Below are 14,637 nucleotides of genomic sequence, written 5' to 3'. Positions count from 1 at the left end.
GATAATTCGCTGGACGGTAGCTCGTTGGTATCCTTATACTAGTTCTTTTTCCGGGCGAGTCCAGCTTCCGGATTGCTCCTTAAGGAAAACTTGGACGGCTGCAGTCAAAACGAGTCGCCGCGGAGGGGCGGCGCGGTCCCGCCGTCTAGGATGGAAAAAGGTTCGATCCAAGCTTCCGGACCGAAAAAGAGCCGAGCCCGAGCCAGCAGATGGGGATCGGGAGCGCGATCCCAGAGACCGAAGACCGAGCTTCCGCTGCCGCTCATCATCGCGAGGGCGGCTTTCGCCTCATTCCGGAGCCATTTCTGGGCCTCGGCGATCCACAAATACTTCCGGAAGACGGCGGGCTCCAGATCGTTCCGGACAGGGCCCCAGGGCGGCGCGCCCCGTTCCTCGCCCGGGCGGGGGTTGCGGGCGTAAGCGTGATAGGCCCACGGAGTCGGCACGGAAAAACCGGGGAAGAGGACCAGGCCGTGCCTGGGGCCGGGCCATGGCTCGGGGTGGACGATTTCTCCCCGGCCGCGGCAGAGCGCGGACCTTTGGACGAGGAAGAAGGGAACGTCGCTTCCCAAGGAGGCCGCCGCGGGCATCAGCGCATTCACCGACGAGGGATACCCCAGCAGGCTGCGGAGAGCCAGAAGGGTAGCGGCCGCATCACTGCTGCCCCCTCCGAGTCCGGCTCCGGACGGAAGCCGTTTTTCCAGCAGGAAGGTGAAGCCGCAAGGGAGGCCGAACGACGCGGCGAACAGGCGGGCGGCCCGCAGGACCAAGTTCTCCTCCCCCCCCGGGATCCGCGGATCGTCGCAGTGGAAGGCCAGCTCCCCGTCGGAGCGAGGAATCACGCGCAAGCGATCGCCCAGCGAGATCGGCGCCATCCGCGTCGAGATCTCGTGAAAGCCGTCCGATCGACGGCCGAGGATCCTCAGGTCGAGGTTGATTTTCGCCGGTGCGAAGAGTTGAATTCCCCCGGAGGTGGCCTTCATGCCCTTAGCGGATCGGCTCATCGTGGCCTTGGATCTCTTCGAGGTGGAGGCGGCTCTTTCCCTGGCGCTCCGGCTGCGGGAGTATGTCAGTTGGTTCAAGGTAGGAAGTCAACTTTTCTTGCGCGGGGGGCCCGCCGTCGTGGCGGAGCTCCGTGCATTGGGAGCGCAGGTCTTTCTCGATCTAAAGCTCCACGATATTCCGGCGACGGTGGGTAAGGCGGTCGAGGCCGGAGTTCAGATGGAGGTCGGGCTGCTGACCGTCCACGCTCTCGGCGGAAGGCGGATGCTGGCGGCCGCCGCCGCAGCCGCCGCAGGCAGCGCCACCCGGCTTCTTGCGGTGACGGTGCTGACGAGCTTCACCGAAGAAGAGCTTTCCGAAATCGGCTTGCCCGGAAGCATCGGCCGGCGCGTCTGCTCTCTGGCCGCGCTGGCGGCCGAGAACGGTGTTCCCGGCATCGTCTGCTCGGCGCGCGACCTCCTTTTCTTGCAGAAGGCGGGCATCCGGCCGGAGCTGATCGTCACCCCGGGAATCCGGCTCGCGCGGCAGGAGGCGGACGACCAGCGTCGCACAGTCTCCCCGCGTGAGGCGTTCGCCCTCGGGGCGACCCATATCGTCGTCGGCCGGCCGGTGCTGGAATCGGCGGACCCGGTCGAGTTGGTGCGGAATTTGCTTGGGGAGGGAAATGGCCCCGTTTAGGGAGCGCCTAGGGGGCCGGTTTGCAGCGGGAAGCATATGCGCCTATTGTGTGAGGCATGGCGAGAAAGGAAAAAGGATTCGGAGCAGACATGCCTATGTCTTTCGAAAGCTTGGAGTCGGCCTCCGCTCTTCAGATCGTCGACTTGATCGGCCAAAGGCTCGCTTTTGACGCGGTTTCGCGGGAGGCGTTCTTCTATCTCCGCCGCCGGGTGGCGGAGCTCGAGGAGACCAACGAGCAGGCCCGCCAGGCTTTGGAAAAGCTCAACGACGCGGTCGAGAAACTTTCCTCCCCGGCGAACCGGGTGGGCACCCTCCTCGCCCTGCCCAAGAAAGAGATCGCGCTCGTGATCCAGGGCGGAACCGAATTCTATTGCCTGATCGACCCCCGGTTGGCCCATGAGACCCTCATGGTTGGAACCCGGGTGCTGCTCAACGAGGCCTATGTCGTCGTGGGCGATCTCGGCTTCGATGTATCGGGCCCTGTGGTGAAGGTGATCGACGTGCTGCCGGACAACCGGCTGCGCGTGGGCCATGAAGGGGTCGGCGGAAGCTTCGTCGTGGTCCGTTCCACGCCGCTGGCTAAAGAGCGGATCAAGGCCGGGCTCGAAGTTCGGGTCGACTCCTCCTCCCGGGTCGCCGTCGAGGTCGTGGCGACCTCGAAGACCAAGTACCGTCTGCTCGATCGGGTTCCGGAGCTTCCGTGGGAAAAGGTCGGAGGGCAGAAACGGGCGGTCAGCGCCGTCCGCGACGCGGTGGAGCTGCCTTTCCTCCATGCGGACCTCTTCGCCAAGTACCATCACCATGTTCCCAAGGGATTTCTGCTCCACGGACCGCCGGGGTGCGGGAAGACGCTCCTAGGGAAGGCCACGGCGTACAATCTCACGCGTCGGCTCCGAGAACAAACCGGCGAGGACCGGAAGGAGTATTTCCTCCATGTCAAGGGACCGGAGATCCTGAACATGTGGGTCGGCGAATCGGAGCGGCAGGTCCGCGAGCTCTTCGAGCAGGCGCGGGAGCTGGCACGGGAAGGGTACCTCCCGTTCCTTTTCATCGACGAGGCGGAATCCATCCTGGGAACCCGGCGCGCGGGCCGCTACCACGGCATCCTCAACACGCTTGTTCCCATGTTCTGCGCTGAGATGGACGGCATTGAGTCGATGCGCGAGGTGGTGATCATCCTGGCGTCCAACCGGGCGGACCTGATCGATCCCGCCATCCTGCGGCCCGGCCGGATCGACCGGAAGATCAAGGTGGATCGACCCGACCGCGCCGGCTCGGCAGAGATCTACCGCATCTATCTGGATACGGATCTGCCCTATTCTCCGGATCTCCTGAGGCAGGCGGGCAACGATAGGCAAAAGGCGATCGAAATCCTGATCGAAGGGGTGCTAGAGGCGCAGTTCGCCCGGGTCGAGCGGAACCGGTTCCTGGAGATCACCTACCGGAGCGGGAGAAAGGAATATCTCTATCGGGGCGACCTGATCAGCGGAGCGATCATCGCGTCGATTGTCGAGCGGGCCAAGGAGTTGGCGATCAAGCGGGCGATCGCCGATCCGTCCGATTACGGCTTGCGGTTGGAGGACCTGTTGACAGCGCTCGATATCGAGTATCTTGAGAATGACATCTTCCCGCCGTCGGACATCACGGAAGACTGGTTGAAGCTGGTGGACTGTGATCCCCAGAACGTGGTTCGGCTGGCGCCGGTGATGCGGCGGGAGGAAGCGACGGTGCGTCAGGTCGTTTGAAGATTCGGGAATTAGATACCGGAGGAAAGCGCGACGCCATGGACAAGCAGAGACCCATTCCAGCCTGGCCGATCTATTTCGGATTGGAGACCGAGTTCGGGATCGCGGTTCGGGAAAACGCCGAAATCGACGTGGTCGAGGAGTCGATTCACCTCGTCCGGGCCGCTGCGCAACTCGGCAGCCCGAATCTCTGGGATTACACCCGGGAGGATCCCCATCGCGACGCCCGTGGCTTCCGGGCGAAGGAGCTGCGCCAGGACGGGGACGAGGCGAACTTTTTTTCCCAGGATCGCCAGCGGCCCTACAGCTTCGAGGAGATCAAGAGCGACTTCGTCCTACGCAACGGGGCGCGCTTCTACAACGATCATACGCATCCCGAATACTCCACACCCGAATGCTCCACCCTTCTGGAGCTGGTGGCGCAGGACAAGGCGGGGGAGCGGATTCTGGAGGAGTGCGCCCGGGCGGCCAGCCGGCGGCGAAATCATACGGTGTGCCTTTATAAGAACAACAGCGACTTCGCAGGACACAGCTACGGCTGCCACGAGAATTACCTGATCCCGCGAATGATCCCCTGGGATCGAATCGTGGAGGGGATGATGGGCTTCCTGGTCACCCGGCAGATCTTCGGCGGCGCGGGGAAGCTCGGCTGGGAGAAGGAAGACCTGGGGATGGGCGGAGGATTCCAGATTTCCCAGCGCGCGGACTTTTTCACCGAGCTTGTCGGTATCGACACCATGAACCGGCGGCCCCTCATCAACACGCGGGACGAGCCCCACGCGAACCCCAAGCTCTACCGGCGGTTCCACGTGATCGTGGGTGACTCCAACCTTTCGGAATACGCCACCTGGCTGAAGGTAGGGACCACGGCACTGGTGCTGGAGGCGCTGCAGTACGAGCGTGCGCCACGCCGCTTTTTTCTGCTCGACCCGCTCCACGCGCACCGGAGCATCTCCCGGGATCCGACCAACCGTTGGGAGATCAGCCTCGCGCATGCGGGGAAGACTACCGCGACCGAGCTGCAGAACGACTACGCGGATTGGGTCGGCCGCTACGTCGATCTCGACCACCCGGAGAAACGAGCGGTCTGGAAGGGCTGGAAAGAGACCATCGAACTGTTGCAGAAGGATCCCGATGCCTTGCGGGACCGGCTCGATTGGGTGGCGAAGCGCTCCCTTCTGGAGACCTTCCGCGAGGAGCAGAAGCTCTCCTGGGATGACCCGTGGCTCCAGAGTGTCGATCTCGAATACCATCTGATGGATAGGGAGCGCGGGCTCTATTACGCGCTGGAATCCGCGGGCCAGATCAGCCGAATTTCCCGGGAGGAGGATATCTATCGGGCGATCCAGCAGCCGCCGACGGCATCCCGCGCGTATATCCGGGGCAAGTGCATTCAAAAGTTCGCCAAAGACCTGGTCAACGTTCAGTGGGACTACATCGCCTTTCGCTGGAAGGGGCAGACTTATCGGGTCGAGCTGTCCTCGGCCTTTCCGGGTGTCGACCTGGAGCGCTATTGCGAGGTGATCGACCGGGCGCAAGCCGTTTCCGATATGATCGAGGAATTGCACCTGGAGCCGATCGGCGGTTAGAGTTTCGTAAACCCACCAGGAGAGCCATGCTGATGCCAGAACAAGTCCAAAAGACACATCCGGTCGGTCCCGGTTCCGGTCCGGGAGGAGAGGGGCCGGGGCCCAGGGTGCCGAGAATCGATCGGCCGAACACCGAAGAAATCCTCAAGCGGATGCGCAAGGTCGATCCCGATCAGGCGAAGCGCTATCGACAGCGTACCGGAGAATAAGGTCGTGGAGACCGTCGGCGTTTCCGCCGGGGCTCTGACCGGGGATTTCCTCGCCGTCCTCCGTGCGAGGAACCTTCTTTTCCCGGAAGGGAAAGGCACGGCGCCGGGGGCAGCGGCGGTACCGATGCCGGAAGCGACCACCGTCCTCAGCTTTCATTATCGGGACGGGGTGATCGTTGCCGGAGACCGGCGGGCCACGATGGGGCACACGGTCATTCATGATCGAGCCGACAAGGTGATCGAGATCGACCGGTCGACGGTGATGGCGATCGCCGGGGCTCCGGCGATCGCCTACGAAATCGCGCGCGTCCTTCAGCATTCCTTCGAGTACTACCGGCGGAGCCAGCTTCAACCCTTGTCGGTCGACGCGAAGGTAAGAATGGTCGGCAAGCTTCTCAAGGAGAACCTCGCGATGACCCTCCAAGGAGTCGGGGTCGTGGTTCCGATCCTCGCCCTGGTCGATCCTCTGGGCAAAGGGGGACCGAAGATCTTCTTTTATGATGCCTTGGGAGCGCAATTCGAGGCGGTCGATTTCGCCGTTTCGGGTTCGGGATCGCCGGCGGCGCGCGCTGTTTTGCAATATCTGAACCGGTGGAGCGGATCGCCTCCGGCCGAGCGCGGGGAAGAAGAGGCGATCGCTCTCTCGCTCCAGCTTTTGGATGTAGCGGCGGAATCCGACACCGCCACGGGAGGCATTGATCGGCGGACGCGAATCTATCCGCAGGTCAAATTGGTCCGGCGGTCGGGGGTCAAATCGATTCCGGAAGAGCAGCTCGGCCGTCTTCTTCCGACGACCTAGATGCTTTCGCCGGGCCGCGCTCGGGCGAGAGCATCCCCGGAACCGGGCGGCAGGGGATGCAATTGCATTGCACTACGTCGCGGGCGTGATAAGCTTACTCTTTCCGTGTCCCTGCGGACGAGGGGTCTTGGAGGATTCCTCGCCTTGCCGGAACAAGCGGCAGCGGGTGCGAGGGGAAGAGGCTGAGCGTGATCGAGGAACCTTATCGCTGGCTGGAAGCGGTCCAGAATCGACGCGAGTACATCGAGGATCAACTGCGAGGTGCCGCACCCGTCGTCGCTCTGAGCGGGGAGCCGGGCATCCTGCTGGTCGCCGGCAAGGCGTCCACTCCCAAGATCTTCGAGATCTACGACCATTTGGCGCTCGCGGGAATCGGCCATCCCGCCGATCTGGAAAAGATCCGCCAGACCGCGATCGAGACGGCGCACGTCGAGGGCTTCTCCCGATCGAGAGCCGACGTGAGCGCGCGGCGGATCGTAAGCTATGGGTTGGCCGGGGCGCTCAAAAACGCCTTCGAGCAGATCTTCGCCGCGCCGTTGCTGTTCCGGGGCATTTTCGTGGAGTTGGGAAGCTCGGCCTCCGCGGATCAAGGATGGCTGATCGAATACGACGGCGGCTATGCCGGGGTGGATTCCGAGCAGCTGCGGCGCGGCGCTCTGCTCGGGGCCCGGAAGGATCTCTGGACGTTGTGGCGGGAGGAGAGCCGGAAATTTCCCCCTATCCCGGGCAAAAGCTGGAAGGAGTTAGCCGGGCACGCGCTGGCCGTGCTCGCTTGGGCCGCCCAGGCGGATGGGGAGAAGCGGATTCCGTGGGAAGAGTTTACACCGCCGAGTGCTTGGTTCGCCCCCAAGCTCGCGGACCGATTCGAAGTCGGGGCGCTCTCCCGCGAGGCTGCCACCGGCGGCGGCCCGGCGTTTCTCGTCCCCGAGTCCTGGGAATTGGGATGGGAAGAAGGGCAAAAGGAGTAGGAGATGCGTCGGATTGCGGGGCTGGAAACCGAGTACGGCTGCCTATCGCAGCGATCCCAGGACAGAATGCCGGTGCCGGAGCGAGTCCGGGACTATCTCTTCTACCGGAAGCAGGTGGGCCTGATCGATGTGCATGATCGGGATTACGACGAGCCGGCGGGCAACGGCGGATTCCTTTTCAACGGCGGGCGGCTCTATCTCGACATGGGGCATATCGAGTATTGCACCGCCGAATGCCTCTTCCTCGGCGATCTGCTGGCCTCCGATCGGGCGGGGGAAATTCTGCTGCAACGGGCCTTGAACGACTTGGGCATCGCTGGGGAGACCTCCTTCATCAAGAATAACATCGATCACTACACGGGTGCGACCTTCGGCTGCCACGAAAACTATCTGCTCCAGCGCGACGCGCCGCTCACCCAGGGTAACGTCGATTCCCTGCTCGCGTTCCTGGCTGTCCGGGGACTGATGGTCGGAGCGGGTCGGGTCGGCACAGTGATGGTACCGCGCGGCGTCGACCGGGGAGCCCGAACGCGCGCTCTGCCGTTCCAGGTGATGCAACGGGCCGACTACATCCAGACCGAGATCTACGAGTGGGTGCAGTTCAACCGGGCGCTGATCAACGCGCGGGACGAGCCGCTGGGGGACCCCAGCCGCTTCCGTCGATTCCACCTCCTCCTCGGGGACTCGAACATGCTGCCGTTCAGCCAGGCCCTGAAGGTCGGCAGCACCTCGCTCGTTCTTGATCTTCTGGAGGAGGACAGGATGCCCCAGGTCGCCCTGGCCGATCCGGTGCGCACGATGCATCAGATCAGCCATTGCCCCGACGGCCCGTGGCTCATCGAGCTCTCCGACGGCAGGAGGTGGACGGCCGTGGAGCTTTTGGAGCACTTCCTGGCGGCGGTATCGCGGTCGGGCAGGGAAGGGGATCGGGACGCGGCCTGGACTTGTCTTGCGTGGGAGGAGGTCTTGCGGGGTCTGCGCGAAGACACCGAGGCGCTCCTGGGCAGGGTGGACTGGATCACGAAGCGTCACCTGCTCGAGCTCTTTCGAAGCCGGGAGGGGGTGGGCTGGGATGATCCGTGGATGGAAAGCCTTGATCTCGAGTACCATAACCTCGACGAAAAGCGGAGGTTGGCGGGCCTGATCCCCCAGCCGACGCTCGAAGCGCTCGCCTGCTCCGGCCCCGGAAGCCGGGATCCGGAGCAGGAGGCTCCCCGGAACACCCGAGCCCATGCCCGCAGCCAGCTCATGCGACGAGTGGCCGCCGGCAAGATCTCGTATGTGATCGACTGGGACTATGTGCAGGTCGGCAACAGCGGCTACTACTCCTTGGAAGATCCCTTCGTGAGCACGGTACCGCCTAAGGCGGAGCTGCCGGGCCTCTGCGAGGACATGGAGCTCCGCTCGCCATAACTCCCGGCCGGCCCGGCTCCTCGTATGCTCGAACTCCTCCAGAAAAAGCTCGAATCGGTCTTCCGCAACCTTCGGGGATACGGGAAGCTTTCCGAGTCAAACGTTGCCGACGCGCTCCGCGAGATCCGCCTCGCCCTGCTCGCCGCGGACGTCCATTATCCGGTGGCCAAGAGGCTCTGCGAGGAGATCCAGAAGCGGGCGCTCGGGCGGGAAGTGCTGGCCAGCATTCGGCCCGGGGATCAGTTCATCAAGATCTTCCACGACGAGCTGGTGCGCCTTCTCGGCGAGGGCGTGCGGGAGATCCGGCGCGAGCGTCCCCTCCGCATTCTCCTCTGCGGGCTCAACGGCTCGGGGAAGACCACGACGGCCGCCAAGCTGGCGCTCTGGTTTCGGAAGCAACGGCAGAAAGTTGCCATGGTCGCCGGAGATTTGACCCGGCCCGCCGCCCGGGAGCAGCTCGAGCGGCTCGGCGAGCAGATCCAGGTTCCCGTCTATGCGTGGCCGGAGGGAACCGCGCTCGAGACGGTCGTCCGAGAAGGGCGGGCGCGCGGCGAGCGGGAAAGAGTCGATGTCCTGATCTTTGATGCCGCCGGCCGTCTGGATGTCGATGGCGTACTGCTCGAGGAGCTGGCCGCCGTGGCCGGGATTTGGGAGCCGGGGGAGTCGCTCTTGGTCGTGGATGCGGCGACCGGCCAGGCGGCGGTACGGGTGGCGGAGGCCTTTGCCGCCCGAGTGCCCATTACCGGCTTGGTTCTGTCGAGAGCCGACGGAGACGCCCGGGGTGGCGCGGCCCTCTCGATCCAGCAGGTGACCGGCATCCCGATCAAGTTCCTCGGCGTGGGAGAAAAGCCGGACGCGTTGCAGCCCTTCGTGCCCGAGCGATTCGTCGGAAGGCTTCTGGGGATGGGAGACATCGTGGCGCTGGTCGATCGGGTGCAGTCGGAAATCGATGCCCAATCGATGGAAGAGGTGGCCAAGCGGCTCAAAAGCAACGAATTCACCCTGCAGGATTTCCTCGCGCAGCTCCGGCTCCTGAAGAAGATGGGCCCTCTGGAGAGCATATTGGGGCTCCTGCCGGGCTTTCCCGGCAAGGAAGCGGTCAAGGTCGACGAGAAGAGGATCAAGAGAATCGAGGCGATCATCCTCTCGATGACGCCCGAAGAGCGCCGCCGGCCGGAGATCCTCAACGGACGGCGGCGGCTGCGGATCGCGCGCGGGAGCGGAACGCAGGTCAGCGATGTCAACGATCTGTTGCGCAAGTTCGATGCGACGCGGAAGATGATGCGGAAACTTTCCAAGGGAGAGGGTAGGGGCTGGTCGAAATTCGGCTTCCCCGGCGCCCGATCCGGATGAAGAGCAAGGAAGAAAGAGAGGCATATGGCAGTGGTCGTTCGTTTACGGAGAGAAGGGCGCAGGAACCGGCCCTTTTTTCGCATTGTCGTCGCCGACCGGCGTGCAGCCCGGGACGGCAAGTTCCTGGAGGCGGTCGGAACCTATGATCCGTTCCTGAAGGAAGGCGGGGTTCAGGTGAAGCTCGACCGGATCGAATTTTGGAGACAGCAGGGAGCGCAAATGAGCGAGACCGTTGCGCACATCGTGAAGACGGCTCAGCGCGCACCTACCGCGCGGAAAGGAGACTCCCCGGCGGCGTCGTGACCCTTTCTCGCGGGGGGGGGAGAGTCGTGCGGATCGATGTCATCACCCTGTTCCCCGCGCTCCTGGAGGCGGCGGCGCGGGAGAGCATACTGGGAAGGGCGATCGGGAGCGGCCAGCTGGTCCTTCGGGTCCACCAGTTGCGCGACTATGCCCGCGATCGGCACAAGACCGTGGATGATCGACCCTATGGCGGCGGACCGGGAATGGTGCTCAAGTGTGAGCCGCTGGTCGAAGCCATCGAGGCGGTCCAAGCGATGGCGGAGAAGGCGCGCGTCCTGCTCCTTTCGCCGGGAGGAAGGACCTTCGATCAAGCGATGGCCTGGGAGTTTTCGCGCGCTTCCCGGCTGATTTTCGTCTGCGGCCATTACGAAGGGGTCGATCAGCGGGTGATCGACCATTGGGTCGATGAGGAGATTTCGATCGGAGATTTTGTCGTGGCCAACGGAGCTGTGGCCGCGCTCGCCATTATCGACGCGGTCGCTCGTCTGCTTCCCGGCGTCTTGGGAAATGCGGAATCGGTATTGCAGGAATCGTTCGAAGATGCTCTGCTTGAGGGTCCGCAATATACTCGGCCCGCCCTCTTCCGTGGGTTGGGGGTGCCGGAAATCCTCCTCTCCGGGGATCACGAAGCGATCCGGCGATGGCGCCTGCGCATGGCCGAGGAGAAGACCCGGCGTGTGAGAGCGGATTTGTGGGAGAAGAAAGAAAAAGGAAAGAGCCATGAACGTGATCGAGCGGATTGAGCAGGAGCAGCTCAAGAAAGAGCTTCCCCGCTTTGCGGTCGGCGATACCGTGCGGGTGCACTCGCGCATTCGCGAGGGCGACAAGGAGCGCATTCAGGTCTTTACGGGGATCGTGATCGCTCGCAAGGGACGGGGAATTCATGCTGCGTTCACCGTTCGCCGGCTCAGCTACGGGGAAGGAATCGAGCGCATCTATCGCCTCCACTCCCCTTGGATCGAAAAGATCGAGGTGGAACGGAGCGCAAAGGTGCGGCGGGCCAAGCTCTACTATCTGCGGAGCAGGAAGGGCAAAGATGCCGTCCTGGGGCGGAGATAGGCGGCGGGCCTTCCGGCCTTTCCCTTCCCTCTTTCCTTTTTCTCCCATCCGCTCCGGGCTTGCTCCGGAACGGCGCGAACCGCATACTGATTCGGTGCGGAAGGCGGCGCCGGCGTCCCGATCGAGAGCTCGGGGAGTAGACCGGCGGCTCGAGCGGATGCTGGCCGGGCAAGGCTTGGAGCCCGCTGCGGGCGTGGACGAAGTCGGCCGCGGCTCCCTGGCGGGCCCCGTCGTCGCCGCGGCGGTGATGCTGCCTCCGGCGATCCGGCTCCATCCGAAGCTAGACGATTCCAAGCGGCTCGATGCCCGGTGCCGTTCCGAAGTCTACCGCTGGATCGTAGGCTTGCCGGGCGTCGCCTACGGGGTCGGTTTCGCCGCCGTGGAGGAGATCGATCGCTGGAACATCCTTGGGGCGAGTATGCTCGCGATGTCCCGAGCCGTTCTCGCCTTGGCCCGGAGGCCGGGAATCGTGCTGGTGGACGGGCGGGAGGCTCCGCCTCTGGACGTCCCTGTCCTCACGGTCGTCGGCGGTGACGGCCGGTGCGCTTGCATCGCCGCGGCTTCGATCCTGGCTAAGGTCAGGCGCGACCAGTGGATGGCCGAGATCGATCAGGAGCACCCGCGCTTCGGCTTCGCCCGCCACAAGGGCTACGGGACGGCGCGCCATTGGGAGGCGCTACGGCGTCACGGCCCCACTCCCATTCACCGGCGCAGCTTCCTCGGCCGGCTCTCCGCGGATTGGTCGCCCGATCTCCCGTGGGACCGCGGCGCCTGAACATGCGCCGGCTCTTCCCACGATCGCGGCCGTGGGAGCTCGACCTGGGAAAGTGGGGCGAGCGGGAAGCCGCCCGGTTCCTGCGCCGCAAGGGCTACCGGGTTTTGCTGCGCAACGTGCGGATCGGGGGAGGGGAGATCGATCTTGTCTGCCGGGATGGGAGCATCCTCGTCTTCGTCGAGGTGAAGGCCAGGAGCTCGACGAACCATGGAGAACCGTTTGAGGCGGTCGATGCCGGAAAACGGGCGCGCCTGGTGCGGGCCGCCTACAGCTATCTGGAAGAGTTGGGACGAGCCGACATCACCTACCGCTTCGACATTGTCGAGGTGCTCGTGCGGGCGCCGGGAAAAGCGCAGCTGCGGCACCTGCCGGATGCCTTCGGTCCGCCTAGCCTCTGACCGGCGCTTTCCGGAGAACTTGCTCAAGGCCAAGCGAGAAAGAGGTATGGGAGCAGGATGATCGAAAAAAGAAGCATCAGCGCAAGCAGCGCCCCCACGAACGTCTTTCTTCTTTCTCCAGCCGCGACCGCTTTCCAGACGACGGTCGATCTCCATATTAAGAGAAGGGAAAAGAGCGCTACCAGGAGAAAGGCTGTCGGCAAGGCCCAGGAGACCCCGCGGCGGGTCAGGATGCCGAGGCAGATCGTGATGACTCCGAAGCCTCCCCCGGAGTAGAGGGCGGTCTTCGCCTTTTTCGGATTGGAGAGGTACCCGGTGGTCCCCAGAGCGACAAGTCCCAGCCCATAGATGATCAGCCACCGGGCGACCTCTTTCATTCGCTGTCCTGGGCCGATAGGCTGGCGGCTGCGGCGCAAGGCGCCTGGCGAGGGTTCCGAGTCAGCTCTTTTCGCAACGCGGAGATGAGTTCGGTGATACCCTCTCCGGTTAAGGCCGAGACAAGAACGAGGTTGCTTCCGTCGGCGCGGGTGGAGCGCACGGCGGCCCGCCGCGCTCTCGGCAAGTCGGTCTTGTTCCCCACGATCAAGAACGGCCGCTCGGAAAGCCCGCGGCCGTAGGACTCCAGCTCTCGCCGCAACAGAAGGAAATCGTCCATCGGCTTGGCTCCGGAGAGGTCGAGGACCATAAGCAAGAGCCGGCACCGCTCGACATGGCGGAGAAATTCGTCTCCGAGCCCTTTTCCGAGGTGCGCATCCCGGATCAATCCGGGAATGTCCGCTACGGTGAGCCGAAAGCCGTCGGGCCATTCGAGGACGCCGACCATCGGCGCAAGTGTGGTGAAGGGGTAGTCGGCAACCTTCGGCTCTGCCGAGGTGAGCCGGCGCAGCAAGCTCGATTTCCCCGCGTTCGGAAACCCGACGAGCCCGACGTCGGCAAGCAGCTTGAGCTCGAGCACGAATTGCCCGGACTCCCCCGGTCGGCCGGGATCGGCATGCCGAGGAGCCTGATTCCGAGGGCCGCGGAAGTGCCAATTGCCCCATCCGCCGCGGCCTCCGCGGCAGAGAACGAACCGCTCGATCGGCGGCGCCATGTCGACGACCCGATCGAGCTCCGCATCATGCGCCGGCAGGGGGAGGAGCTTGGATCCCCGCTCCGGTGCGCTGCGGATCCGGCTCACCACCGTGCCGGGCGGGACCGGCAGAACGAGGTCGGGCCCCTTGCGCCCGGCCTTGGTCGCACCCATGCCCGGCCGTCCGTTCGGAGCGATCTGGTGGGGGGAGAGCAAGAGATGCGAGAGATCGTCACGATGCGGATCGAGGACGAGCACGACGTCTCCTCCCTTCCCTCCGTCGCCCCCGTCCGGGCCGCCACGCGGCTCATGAGGAGCCCTCCGGAAGCTTACGCACCCGCGACCGCCGTCTCCCGCCTTTGCGAAAATCCTCACTCGGTCGACAAACATGGGATTCTCCGTCCCCGCCCGCCGGGCGCGCAAGCCGATCGCTAGGACGCGGTGCCGGCCGCTTTCAGGCAAGAGCCTCGGGCTCGACGCGCACCTTACGGTTCCGACGGTCCCAATGCACGATACCGTCGATCAGTGCAAACAAGGTGAAATCGCGTCCCTGCCCGACGTTTTCTCCCGGGTGAAAGCGGTTGCCCCGCTGCCGGATTAAGATGTTGCCGCTGCGGACACGCTCTCCGCCGTAGCGCTTTACTCCCAGGCGTTTGCTGTTGCTGTCGCGCCCGTTCCGCGTGCTTCCCTGTCCTTTTTTGTGTGCCATGCGCTCAGTTATCCTTTCTTGTCGAGGGCGATCTCCACGACGCGTACGCGCGCCAGGCGCTGGCGATGGCCTACCGTCCGGTGGTAACCCTTGCGGCGCTTGTAGCGGAAGGCCACGACCTTCGGGGCCCGGATCTCCCCCAGGACTTCGAGCACCGCCCTAGCTCCCGCCACCCGGGGCGTACCGACTTGGGTTTCGCCGTCGGTCTCGATGAGGAGAACCTCTTCTGTGGTCACCTTCTCTCCGGCGGCAAGGCCCTTGTGCGGAAGCTCGATTTCGAGGATGGCTCCCTCTTCGGCTCGGTACTGCTTCCCGCCGGCGCGAATTACTGCAGTCATATTCCTCCGATCTACTCCCCTCCGACCGGCTGTCCTACCCGATATTGTAGGACGCTACGGACGCGACTCGGCCCGTTCCGCGACGGAGAAGCCGTCTTCGATCCGGCCATACGCGGGTTGCCGGAACCCCGCGGCTTCAACCGCGGCGAGCAAGTCGTCGGGCAATCATAGGCATTTCGAAGAAGCTGTCCAGCACATTACCATGCCGTGCGTCGCTCGGACCGGCGGGC

The 14,637-nt window shown here is 64.3% G+C and carries 18 protein-coding genes; 13 read left to right on the top strand and 5 right to left on the bottom strand.

Going from position 1 to position 14,637, the window contains the following annotated elements; genetic code table 11:
• Positions 1-104 precede the first annotated feature (104 nt).
• Entirely contained in the window at positions 105-983 is an 879-nt protein-coding gene (ispE, locus tag MTHMO_RS08175) for a 4-(cytidine 5'-diphospho)-2-C-methyl-D-erythritol kinase (protein WP_202214335.1), read from the bottom strand.
• On the opposite strand from ispE, the gene pyrF reads away from it, so the two are divergent.
• The 13 genes from pyrF (at position 982) to MTHMO_RS08110 (ending at position 12,291) form a co-directional block, all read left to right on the top strand.
• Positions 982-1,680 carry an orotidine-5'-phosphate decarboxylase gene (gene pyrF / locus MTHMO_RS08170; protein ID WP_237394851.1) on the top strand — a complete coding sequence of 233 codons (699 nt, stop codon included), beginning with the start codon at positions 982-984 and terminating at the stop codon, positions 1,678-1,680. The two genes, ispE and pyrF, sit on opposite strands and share 2 nt — an antisense overlap.
• Positions 1,681-1,775: 95 nt before the next feature.
• Entirely contained in the window at positions 1,776-3,425 is a 1,650-nt protein-coding gene (locus MTHMO_RS08165; RefSeq protein WP_237394850.1) for an AAA family ATPase, read from the top strand.
• Between the two features lie 38 nt (positions 3,426-3,463).
• Positions 3,464-5,014 carry a proteasome accessory factor PafA2 family protein gene (locus MTHMO_RS08160; RefSeq protein ID WP_202214333.1) on the top strand — a complete coding sequence of 517 codons (1,551 nt, stop codon included), beginning with the start codon at positions 3,464-3,466 and terminating at the stop codon, positions 5,012-5,014.
• Between the two features lie 32 nt (positions 5,015-5,046).
• The gene (locus MTHMO_RS08155) at positions 5,047-5,223 is read left to right on the top strand and encodes a ubiquitin-like protein UBact (RefSeq protein WP_202214332.1); all 177 of its coding nucleotides are present in this window, start codon (positions 5,047-5,049) and stop codon (positions 5,221-5,223) included.
• 4 nt (positions 5,224-5,227) lie between these two features.
• Positions 5,228-6,022 carry a proteasome subunit alpha gene (locus tag MTHMO_RS08150; RefSeq protein ID WP_202214331.1) on the top strand — a complete coding sequence of 265 codons (795 nt, stop codon included), beginning with the start codon at positions 5,228-5,230 and terminating at the stop codon, positions 6,020-6,022.
• 188 nt (positions 6,023-6,210) lie between these two features.
• Positions 6,211-6,990, top strand: coding sequence for a proteasome subunit alpha (locus tag MTHMO_RS08145; protein WP_202214330.1), 780 nt, complete (start codon positions 6,211-6,213; stop codon positions 6,988-6,990).
• 3 nt (positions 6,991-6,993) lie between these two features.
• Positions 6,994-8,403: a proteasome accessory factor PafA2 family protein gene (locus MTHMO_RS08140; protein WP_202214329.1), complete on the top strand. Its 1,410-nt coding sequence runs from the start codon at positions 6,994-6,996 to the stop codon at positions 8,401-8,403.
• Positions 8,404-8,427: 24 nt separating this feature from the next.
• On the top strand, positions 8,428-9,756 hold the full coding sequence (ffh, locus tag MTHMO_RS08135) for a signal recognition particle protein (protein WP_202214328.1): 1,329 nt from the start codon (positions 8,428-8,430) through the stop codon (positions 9,754-9,756).
• A gap of 24 nt (positions 9,757-9,780) precedes the next feature.
• Positions 9,781-10,059, top strand: coding sequence for a 30S ribosomal protein S16 (gene rpsP, locus MTHMO_RS08130; protein ID WP_202214327.1), 279 nt, complete (start codon positions 9,781-9,783; stop codon positions 10,057-10,059).
• Complete coding sequence (gene trmD / locus MTHMO_RS08125; RefSeq protein WP_237394849.1) at positions 10,056-10,802, top strand: tRNA (guanosine(37)-N1)-methyltransferase TrmD; 747 nt, start codon at positions 10,056-10,058, stop codon at positions 10,800-10,802. The genes rpsP and trmD overlap by 4 nt, the downstream gene beginning before the upstream one ends.
• Positions 10,780-11,118, top strand: coding sequence for a 50S ribosomal protein L19 (gene rplS, locus MTHMO_RS08120; protein WP_202214326.1), 339 nt, complete (start codon positions 10,780-10,782; stop codon positions 11,116-11,118). Before trmD ends, rplS begins: the two co-directional genes overlap by 23 nt.
• A 157-nt stretch (positions 11,119-11,275) precedes the next feature.
• Positions 11,276-11,893 (top strand): ribonuclease HII, encoded by a 618-nt coding sequence (locus MTHMO_RS08115; protein WP_202214325.1) that lies wholly within the window; start codon positions 11,276-11,278, stop codon positions 11,891-11,893.
• Positions 11,875-12,291 carry a YraN family protein gene (locus tag MTHMO_RS08110; RefSeq protein ID WP_237394848.1) on the top strand — a complete coding sequence of 139 codons (417 nt, stop codon included), beginning with the start codon at positions 11,875-11,877 and terminating at the stop codon, positions 12,289-12,291. Before MTHMO_RS08115 ends, MTHMO_RS08110 begins: the two co-directional genes overlap by 19 nt.
• Positions 12,292-12,314: 23 nt before the next feature.
• Here MTHMO_RS08110 and MTHMO_RS08105 read toward each other — a convergent pair whose 3' ends face one another.
• The 4 genes from MTHMO_RS08105 to rplU form a co-directional block, all read right to left on the bottom strand.
• A complete protein-coding gene (locus MTHMO_RS08105) occupies positions 12,315-12,668 on the bottom strand; it encodes a hypothetical protein (protein ID WP_202214324.1) in 354 nt (117 codons plus the stop codon).
• Entirely contained in the window at positions 12,665-13,750 is a 1,086-nt protein-coding gene (obgE, locus tag MTHMO_RS08100; RefSeq protein ID WP_202214323.1) for a GTPase ObgE, read from the bottom strand. Before obgE ends, MTHMO_RS08105 begins: the two co-directional genes overlap by 4 nt.
• Before the next feature lie 64 nt (positions 13,751-13,814).
• Positions 13,815-14,069: a 50S ribosomal protein L27 gene (gene rpmA / locus MTHMO_RS08095; RefSeq protein ID WP_202214322.1), complete on the bottom strand. Its 255-nt coding sequence runs from the start codon at positions 14,067-14,069 to the stop codon at positions 13,815-13,817.
• An 8-nt stretch (positions 14,070-14,077) separates the two neighbouring features.
• On the bottom strand, positions 14,078-14,407 hold the full coding sequence (gene rplU / locus MTHMO_RS08090; protein WP_202214321.1) for a 50S ribosomal protein L21: 330 nt from the start codon (positions 14,405-14,407) through the stop codon (positions 14,078-14,080).
• Between the last annotated feature and the right edge of the window lie 230 nt (positions 14,408-14,637).

Origin of the sequence: Methylacidimicrobium sp. AP8 (genome assembly GCF_903064525.1) — a bacterium.
Taxonomy (GTDB): domain Bacteria; phylum Verrucomicrobiota; class Verrucomicrobiia; order Methylacidiphilales; family Methylacidiphilaceae; genus Methylacidimicrobium.
This window is presented reverse-complemented; position numbering and strand designations above follow the sequence as displayed.

Coding starts and splice junctions, on each gene's coding strand:
- MTHMO_RS08140 (WP_202214329.1), top strand. CDS start 6,994: ATGCGTCGGATTGCGGGGCTGGAAACCGAGTACGGCTGCCTATCGCAG.
- rplU (WP_202214321.1), bottom strand. CDS start 14,407: ATGACTGCAGTAATTCGCGCCGGCGGGAAGCAGTACCGAGCCGAAGAG.
- MTHMO_RS08155 (WP_202214332.1), top strand. CDS start 5,047: ATGCCAGAACAAGTCCAAAAGACACATCCGGTCGGTCCCGGTTCCGGT.
- obgE (WP_202214323.1), bottom strand. CDS start 13,750: ATGTTTGTCGACCGAGTGAGGATTTTCGCAAAGGCGGGAGACGGCGGT.
- pyrF (WP_237394851.1), top strand. CDS start 982: ATGCCCTTAGCGGATCGGCTCATCGTGGCCTTGGATCTCTTCGAGGTG.
- rplS (WP_202214326.1), top strand. CDS start 10,780: ATGAACGTGATCGAGCGGATTGAGCAGGAGCAGCTCAAGAAAGAGCTT.
- ffh (WP_202214328.1), top strand. CDS start 8,428: ATGCTCGAACTCCTCCAGAAAAAGCTCGAATCGGTCTTCCGCAACCTT.
- MTHMO_RS08165 (WP_237394850.1), top strand. CDS start 1,776: ATGTCTTTCGAAAGCTTGGAGTCGGCCTCCGCTCTTCAGATCGTCGAC.
- rpmA (WP_202214322.1), bottom strand. CDS start 14,069: ATGGCACACAAAAAAGGACAGGGAAGCACGCGGAACGGGCGCGACAGC.
- MTHMO_RS08160 (WP_202214333.1), top strand. CDS start 3,464: ATGGACAAGCAGAGACCCATTCCAGCCTGGCCGATCTATTTCGGATTG.
- rpsP (WP_202214327.1), top strand. CDS start 9,781: ATGGCAGTGGTCGTTCGTTTACGGAGAGAAGGGCGCAGGAACCGGCCC.
- MTHMO_RS08115 (WP_202214325.1), top strand. CDS start 11,276: ATGCTGGCCGGGCAAGGCTTGGAGCCCGCTGCGGGCGTGGACGAAGTC.
- MTHMO_RS08105 (WP_202214324.1), bottom strand. CDS start 12,668: ATGAAAGAGGTCGCCCGGTGGCTGATCATCTATGGGCTGGGACTTGTC.
- ispE (WP_202214335.1), bottom strand. CDS start 983: ATGAAGGCCACCTCCGGGGGAATTCAACTCTTCGCACCGGCGAAAATC.